The sequence below is a fragment of the Nocardia sp. genome (genome assembly GCF_025465275.1).
In the GTDB taxonomy this organism is placed as follows: domain Bacteria; phylum Actinomycetota; class Actinomycetes; order Mycobacteriales; family Mycobacteriaceae; genus Nocardia.
Map to the genome: position 1 here is coordinate 21,878 of NZ_JAODNK010000186.1, position 13,774 is coordinate 35,651.

A 13,774-nucleotide genomic window follows, 5' to 3' on the forward strand; every position below is an offset into this window, starting at 1 on the left:
ATCTCCGCGCTGCGTCTGCGGATGGAGTTTCCTGGAGTGGCGCCCACCGCTGTCGACGCGGCACTGGAGGCGGCCCGTGCACAACTGCGGCCCAGCCTGGCCGACTCGCTCACCGAAATGGCCGAACTGGTTGCGCGACAGCGCATTGTGGCGATCTACCGCAGGTCGGGGGCCTTGACGCCCCCGACCTGGGCGAACAATCAGCTCGGGAGATCGGCGGCAGCGGCCTCGTCGAGCAGCCAGGTGGTGGACTCGCTGCCGATCGCACCCGCAGCGGGCACATCCAGGGGCGAGGCGCCATTGAGTGCGGCCACCACCGCAGCGGCCTTGGCCTCGCCGCCGACAATCAGAATCACGTGACGGGACTTGCGGATGGCGGGCAGCGTCAGCGTGATGCGGACGGCCGGCGGCTTGGGCGAATGCGTCTCGGCGACAACGAGTTCGCGTTCCTCACGGGTGGCGTCCGTATGCGGGAACAGCGAGTTGATGTGGCCTTCACCGCCCATACCGAGCAGGTGCAGATCGAACGCACCGTGCTCGGCTAGATACGCGTGGACGGTGGCCGAGTACTCGCCTGCGGCCTCCAGCGGATCGGGATAGTCGCCGCTGGAGGTTTCCGTCGGGTGCACCCGGGCCGGATCGACCGGAACATGGTCGAGCAGCGCCTGCCGTGCCTGCAGGTCGTTGCGCTCCGGATCCCCGGTGGGCACGAAACGCTCATCGCCCCAGAAGATGTCGACCTTGGACCAGTCGATATCACCCGGCGCCTTGCGCACCCATTCGAGCAGGCCGATACCCGTGCCGCCGCCGGTCAAGACCACTGACGCGCAGCCGCGCAGCCGCTGCGCCTCCACCACCTGGGTGACGAAGCGGGCAGCCGCCGCCTGCACGAGTTCCGCTGTGGTAGCGAAGGTTTCGACGGCGGGCTTACTCATAGATCACCTTTTCGATTCCGACCAGCGCCTCGGCGTAGACCTCGTCGGCGTCGAGATGGCGCAGCTCTTCGGCCAGGCAGTCGCGGGTCTCCCGGCGGGCCAGGGCGAAGCGCTGATCAGGCTCGCCCGTGCGGGTCAGGGTCGCGGTGCGGCCGTGCTGCGGGCGGGCAATGGAGATCGATACCGACGAGCGGTGCATCTCCACCTTCAGCTCGCCGGTCTCGCGAATCACCGGGCAGGACAGTCGGGCGGCGAGCCACCCGGCCAGCATGTCCAGTGCGGGTTCGTCCTGCAGGCCCGAAACCGTCACGGACTCAACGTCTTCGAACGGCGCCTCGTCCAGGGCCGCGGCCAGCAGGGCCCGCCAGTAGGTGACCCGGCTCCACGCCAGATCGGTATCGCCCGCCGCGTACGAATCGCGGCGCTTCTTGATGGTGTCCTGCGGATCGGGCGCGAAGGTCGCGTCGGTAATTCGCCGGGTCGCCAGGCGGCCCACCGAATCCTTGGACGGGAAATCCGGGGCGCCACGAGGCCACCACGCCACCACGGGGGTGTCGGGCAGCAGGAACGGCACCACCACACTGCTTTCGTGACTGACCAGATCGCCCTGCAACCGCAGCACTATCACCTCGGCCGCGCCGGCGTCGCCGCCCACACGGATCTGGGCGTCGAGCCGCGTTGTCGCATTCCGGTCACCACGTGCGAGAACTATGACGCGGCACGGGTGTTCGCGACTGGCGTCATTGGCGGCGTCGATGGCGTCTTCGGCCTCGGAGCTGTCCAGGGTGCAGACCACCAGGGTCAGCACCCGGCCCATGGTGACCACGCCATTGGCCTCACGCAGCTGGATCAGCCGCTTGGATACCTCACGGGTATCGGTGTCCGGCATATCGATGATCACGGTCGCCGCCATTCCCGCCCGCTGCGCGCGAGCATTTCGTCGGCGGATTCCGGACCCCACATACCGGCCTCGTACGGATCGGGCTTACCGGTCTGGGCCCAGTGCTCGAGAACGGGATCGAGTATGCGCCAAGCCAATTCGACCTCCTCGTTGACCGGGAAGAGCGACGGCACGCCGAGCAGCACATCCAGGATGAGCCGCTCGTAGGCCTCGGGGGAGTCCTCGGTGAAGGCTTCGCCGTAGCTGAAGTCCATATTCACATCGCGGACCTCCATACTGGAGCCGGGCACCTTCGACCCGAATCGCATGGTGATGCCCTCGTCCGGCTGCACCCGGATCACCAGGGCGTTCTGCCCCAGCTCCTCGGTCATCGTCTGGTCGAACGGCAGATGCGGGGCCCGCTTGAACACCACCGCGATCTCGGTGACGCGGCGGCCCAGACGCTTTCCGGTGCGCAGATAGAACGGCACCCCCGCCCAGCGCCGTGTCTCCACGTGCAGGGTGATGGCGGCGTAGGTCTCGGTGCGCGAATTCGGGTCGAAACCCTCCTCCTGCATCAGGCCGACAACAGGCTCACTACCCTGCCATCCGGCGGTGTACTGCCCGCGCGCGGTGGTCTCGTCCAGCGGCTCGGCGAGCTTGGTCGCCGAGAGCACCTTGATCTTCTCGATCTGCAACTGTCGCGGCTGGAAGCTCACCGGCTCCTCCATCGCCGTCAGCGCCAGCAGCTGCAGCAGATGGTTCTGGATCACATCACGTGCGGCGCCGATACCGTCGTAATAGCCTGCGCGACCGCCCAAGCCGATGTCCTCGGCCATGGTGATCTGCACATGATCGACGTAATTGGCATTCCAGATCGGATCGAACAGCTGGTTCGCGAAGCGCAGCGCCAGAATGTTCTGCACCGTCTCCTTGCCGAGGTAGTGGTCGATGCGGAACACCGACTGCTCGGGGAAGACCGAGTTCACCAGGGCATTGAGCTCACGGGCACTGTCGAGATCGTGCCCGAAGGGCTTCTCGATGACTACCCGCCGCCACGTCGGAGTATTGCCGTGCTCCGGTTTCGCCTGTGCGAGACCGTTCTTCGACAGCTGATCGAGCACCACCGGGAACTCGGTGGGTGGGATCGCCAGGTAGAAGGCGTGATTGCCGCCTGTACCGCGATCCCGGTCAAGATCCTTGAGGGTGGTGGCCAGCCGGTGGAAGGCGGCGTCGTCCTCGAAAGTTCCTTGGACGAACCGCAATCCGTCCTTCAGCTGGTCCCACACTTCCTCGCGGAACGGGGTGCGCGCCGAAGAACTCACCGAATCCTTCACTACGGCAGCGAATTCCGCATCGGACATATCGCGCCGGGCGAACCCGACCAGGGAGAAACCGGGGGGCAGCAGCCCCCGGTTCGCCAAGTCATAGATGGCCGGCAGCAACTTGCGCCGCGACAGGTCACCGGTCACCCCGAAAATCACCATGCTGCACGGCCCGGCGATGCGGGGAACCCGGCTGTCGCGTCCATCGCGGAGCGGGTTCACCGTCGCGGCCGTTGTCGCTGCGCCGTTTGCCACCGTCAGTTACTCCCGGCTGCCTGGAGCTGTTCGGTGGTGGCGCCGAGCAATTCCTCCCACGAGGTCACGAACTTGTCGACGCCCTCGACCTCGAGCACACCGAATACCTCGTCCAGATTCACGCCGGCGGCGGCGATCTTGTCGAAGATCTCCTGCGCGGCCGGACCGGTGCCGGACATGGTGTCGCCGGCGACCTCGCCATGATCGGCGAAGGCCGCCAGGGTCTTCTCCGGGACGGTGTTCACCGTGTTCGGCGCCACCAGCTCGGAGATGTACATGGTGTCCGGGTAATCCGGGTTCTTCACACCGGTCGAGGCCCACAGCGCGCGCTGCCGATTGGCCCCGCCCGCCGCCGACAGCCGCGCGAACACCGAAGTGTGCTTGCCGCCGTCGAATACGTCCTGGTAGGCGGCGTAGGCCAAGCGCGCGTTGGCGATTCCGGCCTTACCGCGCAGTGCGAGGGCCTCGGGGGTGCCGATGGCCTCGAGCCGCTTGTCGATCTCCGAGTCCACGCGGGAGACGAAGAACGAAGCGACGGAATGGATCTTGGCGAGATCGTGGCCCGCGGTGTGCGCATTGGTCAGGCCGTCGAGGTACGCGCCCATGACCGAGAGGTAGCGCTCGACCGAGAAGATCAGCGTCACATTCACGCTGATGCCCTCCGCGATCACCCGCGTGATGGCCGGAATACCGGCCTCGGTGGCGGGAATCTTGATGAACAGGTTGGGCCGGTCCACGATCTTCCACAGCTCGATGGCCTGGGCGACCGTGCCGTCCTCGTCGAAGGCCAGACGCGGATCGACCTCGATGGAGACACGGCCGTCGGTGCCGCCGGAAGCCTTGAAGACCTCGGCGAACACATCGCAGGCCGAGCGCACGTCATCGGTGGTGATGGTGCGAATGGCGGAATCGACATCGGCGCCACGGGCAGCGAGCTCGCCGACCTGGGCGTCGTAGTCGTGGCCCTTGGAGAGCGCACCCTGGAAGATGGTCGGGTTGGTGGTGACGCCGACAATGCTCCACGTATTGATCAGGTCCTGCAGATTGCCGGACTTGATGCGACCACGCGAGAGATCATCGAGCCATACGGAAACCCCGGCGGCCGACAGGGCCGCGAGATTCGGGTTCTGGGTCATGTGGACTATCCCTTCACCTTGGCGAGCGAGCGCTGCGCGGCAGCGACGGTGGCTTCGGTAGTGATACCGAACTCGCGGAACAGCGTCTTGTAATCGGCCGAGGCGCCGAAATGCTCGATCGACACGATCTCACCGGCATCACCGACGAATCGGTACCAGGGCATTGCGATCCCGGCTTCCACCGAGACACGCGCCTTGACCGAAGGCGGCAGCACCTGATCGCGGTAGGACTGATCCTGCGCGTCGAACCACTCGACACACGGCATCGACACTACGCGCGTGCCGATACCCTCCGCCTCGAGCGCGGTGCGCGCGTCGACCGCCAGCTGCAGTTCCGAACCGGTGGCGATCAGGATCACCTGCGGTGTGGCAGTGGAGGATTCGGCCAGCACGTAACCGCCCTTGCGGACGCCGTCGTAGCTGGTGCCCTCCTGGATCGGCAGATCCTGGCGGGTCAGCGCCAGCGCGGACGGGCCGTCCTGGTGCGGGGCGTCCGACGGCACGAAGTGCGAATGCCGTTCCGCGGAGTCACGTTCCAGAATGGTGCGCCAGGCATAGCTGGTCTCATTGGCGTCTCCCGGGCGGACGACATTCAGGCCCGGGATGGCGCGCAGTGCGGCGAGGTGCTCGATCGGCTGGTGGGTCGGGCCGTCCTCGCCCAGACCGATGGAGTCGTGCGTCCACACGTAGGTGACCGGGGTGCGCATAAGCGCGCCCAGGCGCACGGCGGGACGCATGTAATCGGAGAACACCAGGAAGGTGCCACCGTACGGACGCGTGGGACCGTGCAGCGCAATGCCGTTCAGGATGGAACCCATGGCGTGCTCACGCACACCGAAGTGCAGGGTGCGGCCGTAGGGGTTGGCCTTCCACATACCGGTCGAGATCGACTCCGGGCCGAAGCTCGGGCTGTTCGGCATGGTGGTGTTGTTGGACTCGGCGAGGTCGGCCGAGCCGCCCCACAGCTCCGGCAGCACCGGGGCGAGCGCCGCGAGCACCGCGCCGGACGCCTTACGGGTGGCCATGCCCTTCTGGTCGGCGGGCCAGGTCGGCAGCTGGGCGGACCAGCCGGCGGGGAGGCTGCGAGTCTGCAGGCGATCGAAGAGCGCCTTGTTCGCCGGGTTGGCAGCGGCCCACGCGTCGAACTGGTCCTGCCACACGGCCTTGGCGGCCTTCGCGCGATCGGCGACCTGGCTGCGGGTGTGCGCGATGACCGCTTCGTCGACCTCGAAGCTCTGCTCCGGATCGAAGCCCAGGATCTTCTTGGTGGCGGCGACCTCGTCCTTGCCCAGCGCCGCGCCGTGCGCGCCGCCGGTGTTCATCTTGGTCGGGGCCGGGTAGCCGATGATGGTGCGCAGCACGATGATCGACGGCTTGTCGGTCACGGCCTGCGCCGCGGCGACGGCCTCTTCGATACCGGTGACATTCTCGCCACCCTCGACGATCTGCACATGCCAGTCGTAGGCGCGGTAGCGCGCGGCGACATCCTCGGTGAAGGCGATGGTGGTGTCGTCTTCGATGGAGATGCGGTTGTCGTCGTAGAACAGGATCAGGTTGCCCAGCTGCTGGGTACCGGCCAGCGAGGACGCCTCGGAGGTGACGCCCTCCTCCATATCGCCATCGGAGGCGATGACGTAGATGAAGTGGTCGAAGGCGCTTTCGCCCTGCGCCGCTTCGGGATCGAACAGACCGCGCTCACGCCGCGACGCCATCGACATGCCGATTGCCGAGGCCAGACCCTGGCCCAGCGGGCCGGTGGTGATCTCCACGCCCTTGGTGTGCCGGTACTCCGGGTGGCCCGGGGTCAGCGAGCCCCAGGTGCGCAGGCTCTCGAGGTCGCTGAGCTCCAGTCCGAAGCCCGCCAGGTAGAGCTGCACGTACTGGGTGAGGCTGGAGTGGCCGCAGGACAGCACGAAACGATCGCGGCCCACCCACTCCGGATCGCTGGGATCGATCCGCATGATGCGCTGAAAAAGGGTGTACGCCAACGGCGCCAGGCTCATTGCGGTGCCCGGATGGCCATTGCCTACCTTCTGTACCGCGTCCGCGGCGAGGACCCGGGCCGTATCCACGGCTCTGGTGTCCACTTCGGACCAGTCGGTGGGGTGATGCGGCTGAGTGAGGGCGCGGATGTCGTCTGTGACTGACACGACCGAGGTTCTCCTGACCTTCTCGTGAACACTGAGGTTGTCGGCGGGCTCGCTGGCGGGGTGATGCGCGATGCGCCGACTCAATCATCCGACAGCGCACCGGACTACCCACCACCCTAAAGGTGGCCGTTTCCGCGCCACGCGGGAACCCGCGTTCACCGGCCGTCGTGTCGTGGTTCGTAGCCTCGTGCGGACCAGTTTGTGACCCGGCTGCGGTCCCGTCGCGGACATATCTCGGTGCGCCCGCGCCGGACCTGGACGAGAGCACGGTCGGCGTGGGTCTACCATGCTCTGTAGTAGTAGCCGCGCCGCCACTGACTCCTTTCTAGGGAACGGCCGAGCGCGCTGCTGTTCCAGACCGGATCAAGATGCACGGCGTGCGAGGAGAAACAGTGCGGATTGGGCAACAGCCGGGTGGCGCTCACGGCTCCTCCGGAACGGTGCTGACCGACCGCGTCACAGGCAGTGGGCCGCTGGCATCGACGACCAGGCGAGTACTCGCTTACATCGCGCTCACCAAGCCCCGCGTGATCGAGCTGCTGCTGGTAGCAACGATTCCCACCATGCTGCTGGCTGATCGCGGGCATGCGGATCTGCGGCTGATCCTCGTCACGCTGTTCGGTGGCTGGATGGGTGCGGCCAGCGCGAACACGCTGAACTGTGTCGCGGACGCCGATATCGACAAGGTGATGAAGCGGACCTCCAAGCGTCCGCTCGCTCGTGAGGCGGTGCCCACGCGCAATGCCGCGATCTTCGGCATCGTGCTCGGCCTGGGTTCCTTCGCCTGGCTGTGGTGGCAGGCCAATCTGCTCAGCGGTGTGCTGGTCGTCGCGACGATTCTGTTCTACGTCTTCGTCTACACCCTCGGCCTCAAGCGCCGTACCTCACAGAATGTGGTGTGGGGCGGCGCGGCCGGTTGCATGCCCGCCCTGGTCGGCTGGTCCGCGGTGACCGGGACGATCGGCTGGCCCGCGATCGTGCTGTTCCTGGTCATCTTCTTCTGGACGCCGCCGCACACCTGGGCGCTGGCCATGCGCTACAAGGAGGACTACAAGGCCGCGGGCGTTCCGATGCTCCCGGTTGTGGCCACCGAAGAGGTCGTCACCAAGCAGATCGTCATCTACACCTGGCTGACCGTATTGGCCACGCTGGCTTTGGCTCCGGCCGCCGGCGCCATCTACGCCGCCGTGGCGATTGTCGCGGGCGCCTGGTTCCTGCTGATGGCGCACCAGCTGTACTCGGGCGTGCGTCGCGGTGAGCCGGTGAAGCCGCTGCGTCTGTTCCTGCAGTCGAACAACTATCTCGCGGTGGTGTTCTGCGGTCTGGCCGTGGACTCGGTCATGGGGTGGCACACGCTGGGGCACATCGCCTTCGGGTGACCATCGACAAAACGAAACTGCCGCCGGGCCCAAAGGCTCGGCGGCAGTTTGCTATTGAACTGAGGTGCTGTGCACCTGAGGTGCAATGATCTGTGGCTCCTCGATCGGAGGTGCATCGATCTGGGGTGTCTCGATCGGAGGTGCATCGATCTGGGTTGCATGGAGCTGTGGTGAATTATTCTGATCTGTGGTGAGGGCTTCCAGCTCAGCCTGTAGTTCAGCGACCTCGGCGGCCCGTTCGTCGCGCAATTGCTCCTGCTCGGCGAGGCTGGCACGCAGATTGTCGATGACGTCTTCGACAGCGGCCAAGTTTCGGTCGGCCCCCGCCAGCATCCACCCCAGCACCGCGGGGCGATCCACCTCACTGCTCACAGCCTTGACCCACGTCACCACGTAGTGGAGCCACTGCGGCTGCTTCGGCATCGTCTCTTTTTCGTCCCAGCCGCGCCGCAACGCCATTTTGTTGGAGAAGATCCGCTCCCCGGTGGTCCCCTGCGCGAGCGTATTGACGTGTACCAGGCTCAGCTTGCCCGCACTGGTCACGACCACATGCAGTCGGTAATGCCCGGCCAGATGCATGCGCAATTCCGCCGCGCCGCGCCCGTCAGCGTCCATTGCGCCGAGCCAAGGCCCTTCCGCCGCATCGATAATCGACTCCAGCACCCCCAGTTGACCGACCCCGCGCCGCAGTCGCGTAGCCCGCCGACGTAGGTCGTCCGGCGTATCGGACATCTGATCCCAGTGCATAGCACCCGCTCTCTCATCACCCGGCCCCGACGAACAACATATATGCGGACAGTCGCCCAGTACGCGAACGACGGTCCTGTCGGTTATGCCGTGCCGTGTGCGACTTCGAGGGGTGGCAGAACCGCCTGCGCGTCTTCTCCGGCGAACCACATGCCGATCACGAATGCGGCTGTTGCCTCCAACAGGCCCGCGCGATCGAGGCCGCCGGCATTGATGGGATGGCAGCCGAGGGCCTCGACCAGCGGGATCGCGTCGGCTACCGCGGCGGGCTCGCCGCACAGGGGGACTGCCACCGGACGGCCGGCGAATACGGGCGGCGTCATTCGCCACACGTCCACGTGGCAGAGGTTGAACGCCTTCACCACACGCGCCCCCGACTGCTCGGCGAAATTCTCGGCTGCCGAACGGCCATCGGTCTTCAATGTGAACGATCCGGGGACAAGCGGATTGGTGCAATCGATCACGATTCGTCCATTCAGTGGCCCGGCGTCGGCCAGCACCTCCGGCGCGGCGTCGTACGGCACGGCCAGCAGCAATGCCTCGCCGAAAGCAGCAACCTCGGCGAGTGAACCAGCCACCGCGCCGATCCGCTGCGCGAGTTCCGCCGCGTGCTCGGCGCTGCGCCCGCCGACTCGCACCTCATGCCCGGCCCGGGCCCACTGCCCGCCGAGCGCTTCCGCCATATTGCCCGTTCCGAGAATGCCGATCCGCATTTGCCTGTCTCCTCACATGGTTCGATGGATACGTGGAAGACGTTAGGCAGCACGGTGATTACCATATGGTTCCCGGCAACCAGGTGCTGGCCGACTGCCGCGCCCGGCTGGGTCTGGATCTGCTGTCCAATACCTGGAACGGCGTCGCACTGTGGGCGCTGCGCCACGGCCCGTTGCGCCACAGCGAACTTCGCACCCGAGTCGGCAGCATCAGTGCGAAAGTTCTCACCGAGACCCTGCGCCGCCTCGAGTACAACGGTCTCCTCACCCGGACCGCCGGGAAATACGCCCTGACACCCCTCGGCCATTCGCTGCTCGGCCCGATAGAACTCATCGCCCAATGGGCCCACGACCACGGCGACGAGGTAATGGAAGCCCAGGACCGCGCTGACGCGCCAGCCTCTGAGCTGCGCGGCGTGTGACGTAATCCATTCCGCAGGTTGGTGATTCGCCGAGGTAGATTCGAGCCGTTCGCCGCGCTGCTGCAGCGGATTCGATTCTCACCGGGGGAGGATTCAATGATGAGTCGGAGCGATTCGGGAATACGTCGGCGGGGATGGCTACTGGCTGTGGGAATTGTCCCGATGATGGCTATGACGCCATCGGCGGCCGCTGAGCCGGCGCCTCCTCCCGCACCATTGATCAGCCCTATCAGTCCCGGCGGCGACAACTACAGCGGATATGCCGCCGTTGCTCCGTCATTCAAGGTTCTCTCCGCGCAGTGGAAGATGCCGACGCTCACGTGCCCGCCCTTCGGCGACCTCGGTGGCGCGGTGAACGGTGTGGTCAATTCGGTCCTGACCGGTGGGTCCGTCTTCCGCGTGCCCGGCCTGCTCGCCCATCCCGGTGCCGCGCTCGGAACCCTGATGATTCCGCATTTCGGCCCATGGATCGGGCTGGTCGGGATGGGTCCGGGCGGGGACCGCACGCTCATCCAGACCGGAACCATCGGCGAGTGCGACGCCGGAGTGCCGCATTATTTCGGATTCTTCGAGACCCCCTCCTTCAGTAACCAGGAGGGAATGCCGACCCCGGATGCCGACACCCCGGACAATCGCTGGAATACGCCGCCGACCATCCCGGGCGACGAGGTAGCGGCAACCATCACCTGGGACGGCCGAACCAATTACCACCTGGCAGTCGCCGACACCACCCAGGGCTGGCATTACGGAGCAACCTTCCAAAGCCCGGTAATCCCGACCGCAGCCCTCGCGGTGGTCGAGGGCATCCCGTACAACGTCCCCGGCTTCACCTCCGTCACCTTCACCGGCGTCACCGCCGACGGCCGCCCCCTCGCCACCTACAACCCCCAGTCACTATCGATCGCCGCACCCCACATCAGCCCCACCCCGATAACAGACGATTCCTTCACGATCCCCTCGCCCTGAGGCGAAGCGCCCCAATCGTTCCGAGGGGCGGCCGCCGCCGACCGCCCCTCGGGATTACTCAACTGTCAGTTGCTGGGTGGGAACTGGCCGTTGGCCTGGACGGTCGTGCCGTTCAGAGTGAAGGTCACGATGCTCGGTCCGCCCTGCGGGCAGCAGAGCGCGTCATCGGCTTTCGCCCAGCGGTAGCGCACCGATACGACAGTGCGCGACTTGCCGAGCACCTCGGTGTAGCCGTACGGCTGGGAGGTGGCGGTGCCCAAATACGTGCCGTTGGTGAAGAACATGACGTGGGTGTACGGGTGGATATTGCCGGAAGTGACGGTCAGCCACGACAGCACGCCGTCACACCCGTCGGCGATCGGATCGTTGCTCGCACTCTCGATTTGCCAGGGGCCGGCCGATGTTGCGGCCAAACGGGCAACGGCGTTGTGGGCGAGTTCGGAATTCAGGTCGAAGCACAGGTTGTGGCCGCTCCCGATCGGAGCAGCGACGGTGCTCGCCACCGGTGTACCGGGCGCGGGCTGCTGGTCAACGGCGGTGCCCGGCGCGGGCTGCTGATCCCCCGTGATGGTCGACACCGGGCCCGGATCCCCGGTGGTAGGCGCGGAGCCGCCACTGTTCGGAGCATCGGTGGTCCGACCCGGCTGGGTCCCCGGTTGCGTGGCCTGTGACGATGCCGGGGTCGCAACCACACGCGACGTCGTCGTGGTACCGGCGGACTGCGAAGTCGTAGTCCCGCAAGCACTCACGGCCAGCGCAACACCCGCGACAAGAACAGCCGTCATGGCTTTCATGAAATCCCCTCGAAAGTCGTTCCGGCACATCCGGATAAACGGTGTCCTCGCCGAAGGTACGACCTGCTCACCGGCACCCGATTCCCGACTCCCGCACCTCCGGAAGGACAACCTGAATATCGGACCGACCCGACTCCGTGTTAACCGGGAGTTCGCGCCGTGACCCCCAAACTTCCTGTGCCCCAAAGAATATGGGCAAGCCAGCGCCACTCGCCGCCCGGCAGTGCAGTATCGACAGTCCTAGCGGTCGAACTTGCCGGAGCGAACGGCCCCGGCAAACCGATCCCACTCCGCTCCACCGAATACCAGTGCCGCACATTGCGGATTCTTCGAGTCACGAACACCGACCTCGCCGTGGCCGAGGAACGCGATCTCAACACATTCGCCACCGGCTTGGCTGTAACTGCTCTTGAACCACCTTGTGCCGCATGGGTTCGTGTTCACGGTGCCAACTCCCTTGCTAGCCGTCTCAACAAGTTTCGGCTGGCTACTTCGTCCAAAGCTGCCTGGTGGATGTCTTCGTGCGCGTGATGGTAGAACCGCACGTCATTACCGTCCTCAAGGTACATACTGCCGACGGCGCCTTCCAGATACACGACAGGCGGCTCTGTTGGTTCTCCACGCGGTGGAGTCCCGAAGTCGAGTATCACGAACGGCAGCATCGAGAGACCTCCCGGAAATCCTGCCTCGAACGGCAGGATTCGGACCGAGATGTTCTCTCGCGTAGAGGTATCGGCGAGATAGCGCAATTGGTTCGCCATGGTCTTCGGTTCGCCGACGATGCGCTGCAGGGCGGCCTGTCCGATCACGATGTCCAGATCCATCGGACGGGTTCGCCGCAGGATCGTTGTTTGGCGATGCCGCTTGATCTGTGCCCGTCGATCGCGTTCTTCCTCCGAATCGTCCGGCCACCGCTGGCGCAACAAGGCACGGTCGTACTGCTCCGTTTGGAGCAGGCCTGGGATCAGATCGGGCTGGTACGAGGCGATCCCGACAGCCGCGGCCTCCAACCCCACATACACATCAAGATTCTTCGGCATCAGATCGCTGTACGAATGCCACCAGCTTTTCACTTTGGCTTGTTGAGCGAGCCCGATCATTCCCTCGGCGACGTCCGCAGGAACCCCATAGATCCCGCAGGCTTCCTTGATGACGGAGGTTCTGATGCGCGAGTTTTCGGCCTTCTCGATACGTGCAAGACTGGTCGCGCCCATCTCCAGTAGCACTGCCGCTCTCGCCTGGCTGAGGCCTGCTCGGTTGCGCCACTCCAGCATCAACCGTCCGAGCTGGCGCAACGGAACCGTAGAACCCACATCGGCATCATGCATGGTCGCAACCTCCGTTTCGGGGCGTGACATATCCCCGCTTCGGGCAGCTCTGTTCATTCGCTTCGGTGCAAGGGTCCCACTGGAATCGGTGACTGTTCAGGCATTTCGGCGAATCCGGTTCGGAGACTCCGAATCGGTGTCACGGCACTCTGCGCTCCGGGTTGCATGAGATGCGTCCGGTACGGCCTCTTCGATTCGAGAAGCAACCCGGGCGCACACAACCATCGAGGGCCGGAGGTATGGAAATGAATGCCGTCCTTGCTATCACGCTTGCCACGGCGGTAATCGCCGCGTTGACGCTCGCTGCCCCCGCCACGAGCCGAGCTCTCCGACCTCGCAGCGGATTGGCCGTCGCCGAAATACAGGTGTGCCTCGCGGCCGAGCGCTCCGGTCCGTTCGGACCTCACACGTTGCCGGGGTTCTGACATGGACAGCCTGCGCAAAATTGAAATCGATGTCCTGCGCGAGGTTATCGACGCAGTTGAAGCCCGCCTGCGAGTAGTCGAGGCATCAGGGAGGTCCGTCGTCCAGCCCCGGTCCCAGATCTACGCAGCGGTCATCCATGCCGTCATCGTCAGTGCCCGCGCAGCCGGTCATCACGGCACCGGAAGTCTCTCCAGTGCACCGCTTTTAGACGCCATACTCGATGGTGCCGAGGCCGATCCATGGGACGCAGCGATCTTCGCCGTCCTGATCGACGGAGTCGCACTCAACTGAAGCTGCGTGATCGGCGCGGCCCCTGAA

14 protein-coding genes are annotated in these 13,774 nt (G+C 65.5%); 4 read left to right on the forward strand and 10 right to left on the reverse strand.

Features of this window, described 5'->3' with window-relative positions:
- Positions 1–200: 200 nt before the first annotated feature.
- Genes pgl through tkt form a run of 5 tightly spaced genes read right to left on the reverse strand, consistent with a single transcriptional unit; the run spans position 201 to position 6,681 of the window.
- The gene (gene pgl, locus JWN03_RS38465; protein WP_297626078.1) at positions 201–935 is read right to left on the reverse strand and encodes a 6-phosphogluconolactonase; all 735 of its coding nucleotides are present in this window, start codon (positions 933–935) and stop codon (positions 201–203) included.
- A complete protein-coding gene (opcA, locus tag JWN03_RS38470; RefSeq protein WP_297626081.1) occupies positions 928–1,836 on the reverse strand; it encodes a glucose-6-phosphate dehydrogenase assembly protein OpcA in 909 nt (302 codons plus the stop codon). Before opcA ends, pgl begins: the two co-directional genes overlap by 8 nt.
- Entirely contained in the window at positions 1,833–3,395 is a 1,563-nt protein-coding gene (gene zwf / locus JWN03_RS38475) for a glucose-6-phosphate dehydrogenase (protein WP_297626084.1), read from the reverse strand. The genes opcA and zwf overlap by 4 nt, the downstream gene beginning before the upstream one ends.
- Positions 3,396–3,397: 2 nt before the next feature.
- Positions 3,398–4,531 (reverse strand): transaldolase, encoded by a 1,134-nt coding sequence (gene tal / locus JWN03_RS38480; protein WP_297626087.1) that lies wholly within the window; start codon positions 4,529–4,531, stop codon positions 3,398–3,400.
- A 5-nt stretch (positions 4,532–4,536) separates the two neighbouring features.
- Positions 4,537–6,681, reverse strand: coding sequence for a transketolase (tkt, locus tag JWN03_RS38485; protein WP_297626089.1), 2,145 nt, complete (start codon positions 6,679–6,681; stop codon positions 4,537–4,539).
- A 392-nt stretch (positions 6,682–7,073) separates the two neighbouring features.
- Here tkt and JWN03_RS38490 point away from each other — a divergent pair, with 392 nt between their 5' ends.
- Entirely contained in the window at positions 7,074–8,060 is a 987-nt protein-coding gene (locus JWN03_RS38490) for a heme o synthase (protein WP_297626092.1), read from the forward strand.
- Positions 8,061–8,111: 51 nt separating this feature from the next.
- Here JWN03_RS38490 and JWN03_RS38495 read toward each other — a convergent pair whose 3' ends face one another.
- Positions 8,112–8,792, reverse strand: coding sequence for a hypothetical protein (locus JWN03_RS38495; RefSeq protein WP_297626095.1), 681 nt, complete (start codon positions 8,790–8,792; stop codon positions 8,112–8,114).
- 98 nt (positions 8,793–8,890) lie between these two features.
- The gene (locus JWN03_RS38500; RefSeq protein ID WP_297626098.1) at positions 8,891–9,520 is read right to left on the reverse strand and encodes an NADPH-dependent F420 reductase; all 630 of its coding nucleotides are present in this window, start codon (positions 9,518–9,520) and stop codon (positions 8,891–8,893) included.
- Positions 9,521–9,585: 65 nt separating this feature from the next.
- On the opposite strand from JWN03_RS38500, the gene JWN03_RS38505 reads away from it, so the two are divergent.
- Both JWN03_RS38505 and JWN03_RS38510 read left to right on the forward strand, forming a co-directional pair.
- Positions 9,586–9,942, forward strand: a complete 357-nt coding sequence (locus JWN03_RS38505) for a winged helix-turn-helix transcriptional regulator (protein WP_297626100.1) — start codon at positions 9,586–9,588, stop codon at positions 9,940–9,942.
- Between the two features lie 171 nt (positions 9,943–10,113).
- Positions 10,114–10,908, forward strand: a complete 795-nt coding sequence (locus JWN03_RS38510; protein ID WP_297626103.1) for a G1 family glutamic endopeptidase — start codon at positions 10,114–10,116, stop codon at positions 10,906–10,908.
- A 65-nt stretch (positions 10,909–10,973) separates the two neighbouring features.
- Here JWN03_RS38510 and JWN03_RS38515 read toward each other — a convergent pair whose 3' ends face one another.
- The 3 genes from JWN03_RS38515 to JWN03_RS38525 all read right to left on the reverse strand — a co-directional run bounded on the left by JWN03_RS38515 (position 10,974) and on the right by JWN03_RS38525 (position 13,030).
- Positions 10,974–11,486: an LppP/LprE family lipoprotein gene (locus JWN03_RS38515; protein WP_297626106.1), complete on the reverse strand. Its 513-nt coding sequence runs from the start codon at positions 11,484–11,486 to the stop codon at positions 10,974–10,976.
- Between the two features lie 456 nt (positions 11,487–11,942).
- Positions 11,943–12,146, reverse strand: a complete 204-nt coding sequence (locus JWN03_RS38520) for a DUF397 domain-containing protein (RefSeq protein WP_297626109.1) — start codon at positions 12,144–12,146, stop codon at positions 11,943–11,945.
- Entirely contained in the window at positions 12,143–13,030 is an 888-nt protein-coding gene (locus JWN03_RS38525; protein WP_297626111.1) for a helix-turn-helix domain-containing protein, read from the reverse strand. The genes JWN03_RS38520 and JWN03_RS38525 overlap by 4 nt, the downstream gene beginning before the upstream one ends.
- Before the next feature lie 426 nt (positions 13,031–13,456).
- On the opposite strand from JWN03_RS38525, the gene JWN03_RS38530 reads away from it, so the two are divergent.
- Complete coding sequence (locus tag JWN03_RS38530; RefSeq protein ID WP_297626114.1) at positions 13,457–13,747, forward strand: hypothetical protein; 291 nt, start codon at positions 13,457–13,459, stop codon at positions 13,745–13,747.
- Positions 13,748–13,774: the final 27 nt, after the last annotated feature.

What these genes read in the sequence shown, in the direction of transcription:
- tal (WP_297626087.1), bottom strand. Translation starts at nt 4,531, where the DNA reads ATGACCCAGAACCCGAATCTCGCGGCCCTGTCGGCCGCCGGGGTTTCC.
- JWN03_RS38500 (WP_297626098.1), bottom strand. Translation starts at nt 9,520, where the DNA reads ATGCGGATCGGCATTCTCGGAACGGGCAATATGGCGGAAGCGCTCGGC.
- JWN03_RS38510 (WP_297626103.1), top strand. Translation starts at nt 10,114, where the DNA reads ATGACGCCATCGGCGGCCGCTGAGCCGGCGCCTCCTCCCGCACCATTG.
- pgl (WP_297626078.1), bottom strand. Translation starts at nt 935, where the DNA reads ATGAGTAAGCCCGCCGTCGAAACCTTCGCTACCACAGCGGAACTCGTG.
- JWN03_RS38495 (WP_297626095.1), bottom strand. Translation starts at nt 8,792, where the DNA reads ATGTCCGATACGCCGGACGACCTACGTCGGCGGGCTACGCGACTGCGG.
- JWN03_RS38530 (WP_297626114.1), top strand. Translation starts at nt 13,457, where the DNA reads ATGGACAGCCTGCGCAAAATTGAAATCGATGTCCTGCGCGAGGTTATC.
- JWN03_RS38505 (WP_297626100.1), top strand. Translation starts at nt 9,586, where the DNA reads ATGGTTCCCGGCAACCAGGTGCTGGCCGACTGCCGCGCCCGGCTGGGT.
- JWN03_RS38525 (WP_297626111.1), bottom strand. Translation starts at nt 13,030, where the DNA reads ATGCATGATGCCGATGTGGGTTCTACGGTTCCGTTGCGCCAGCTCGGA.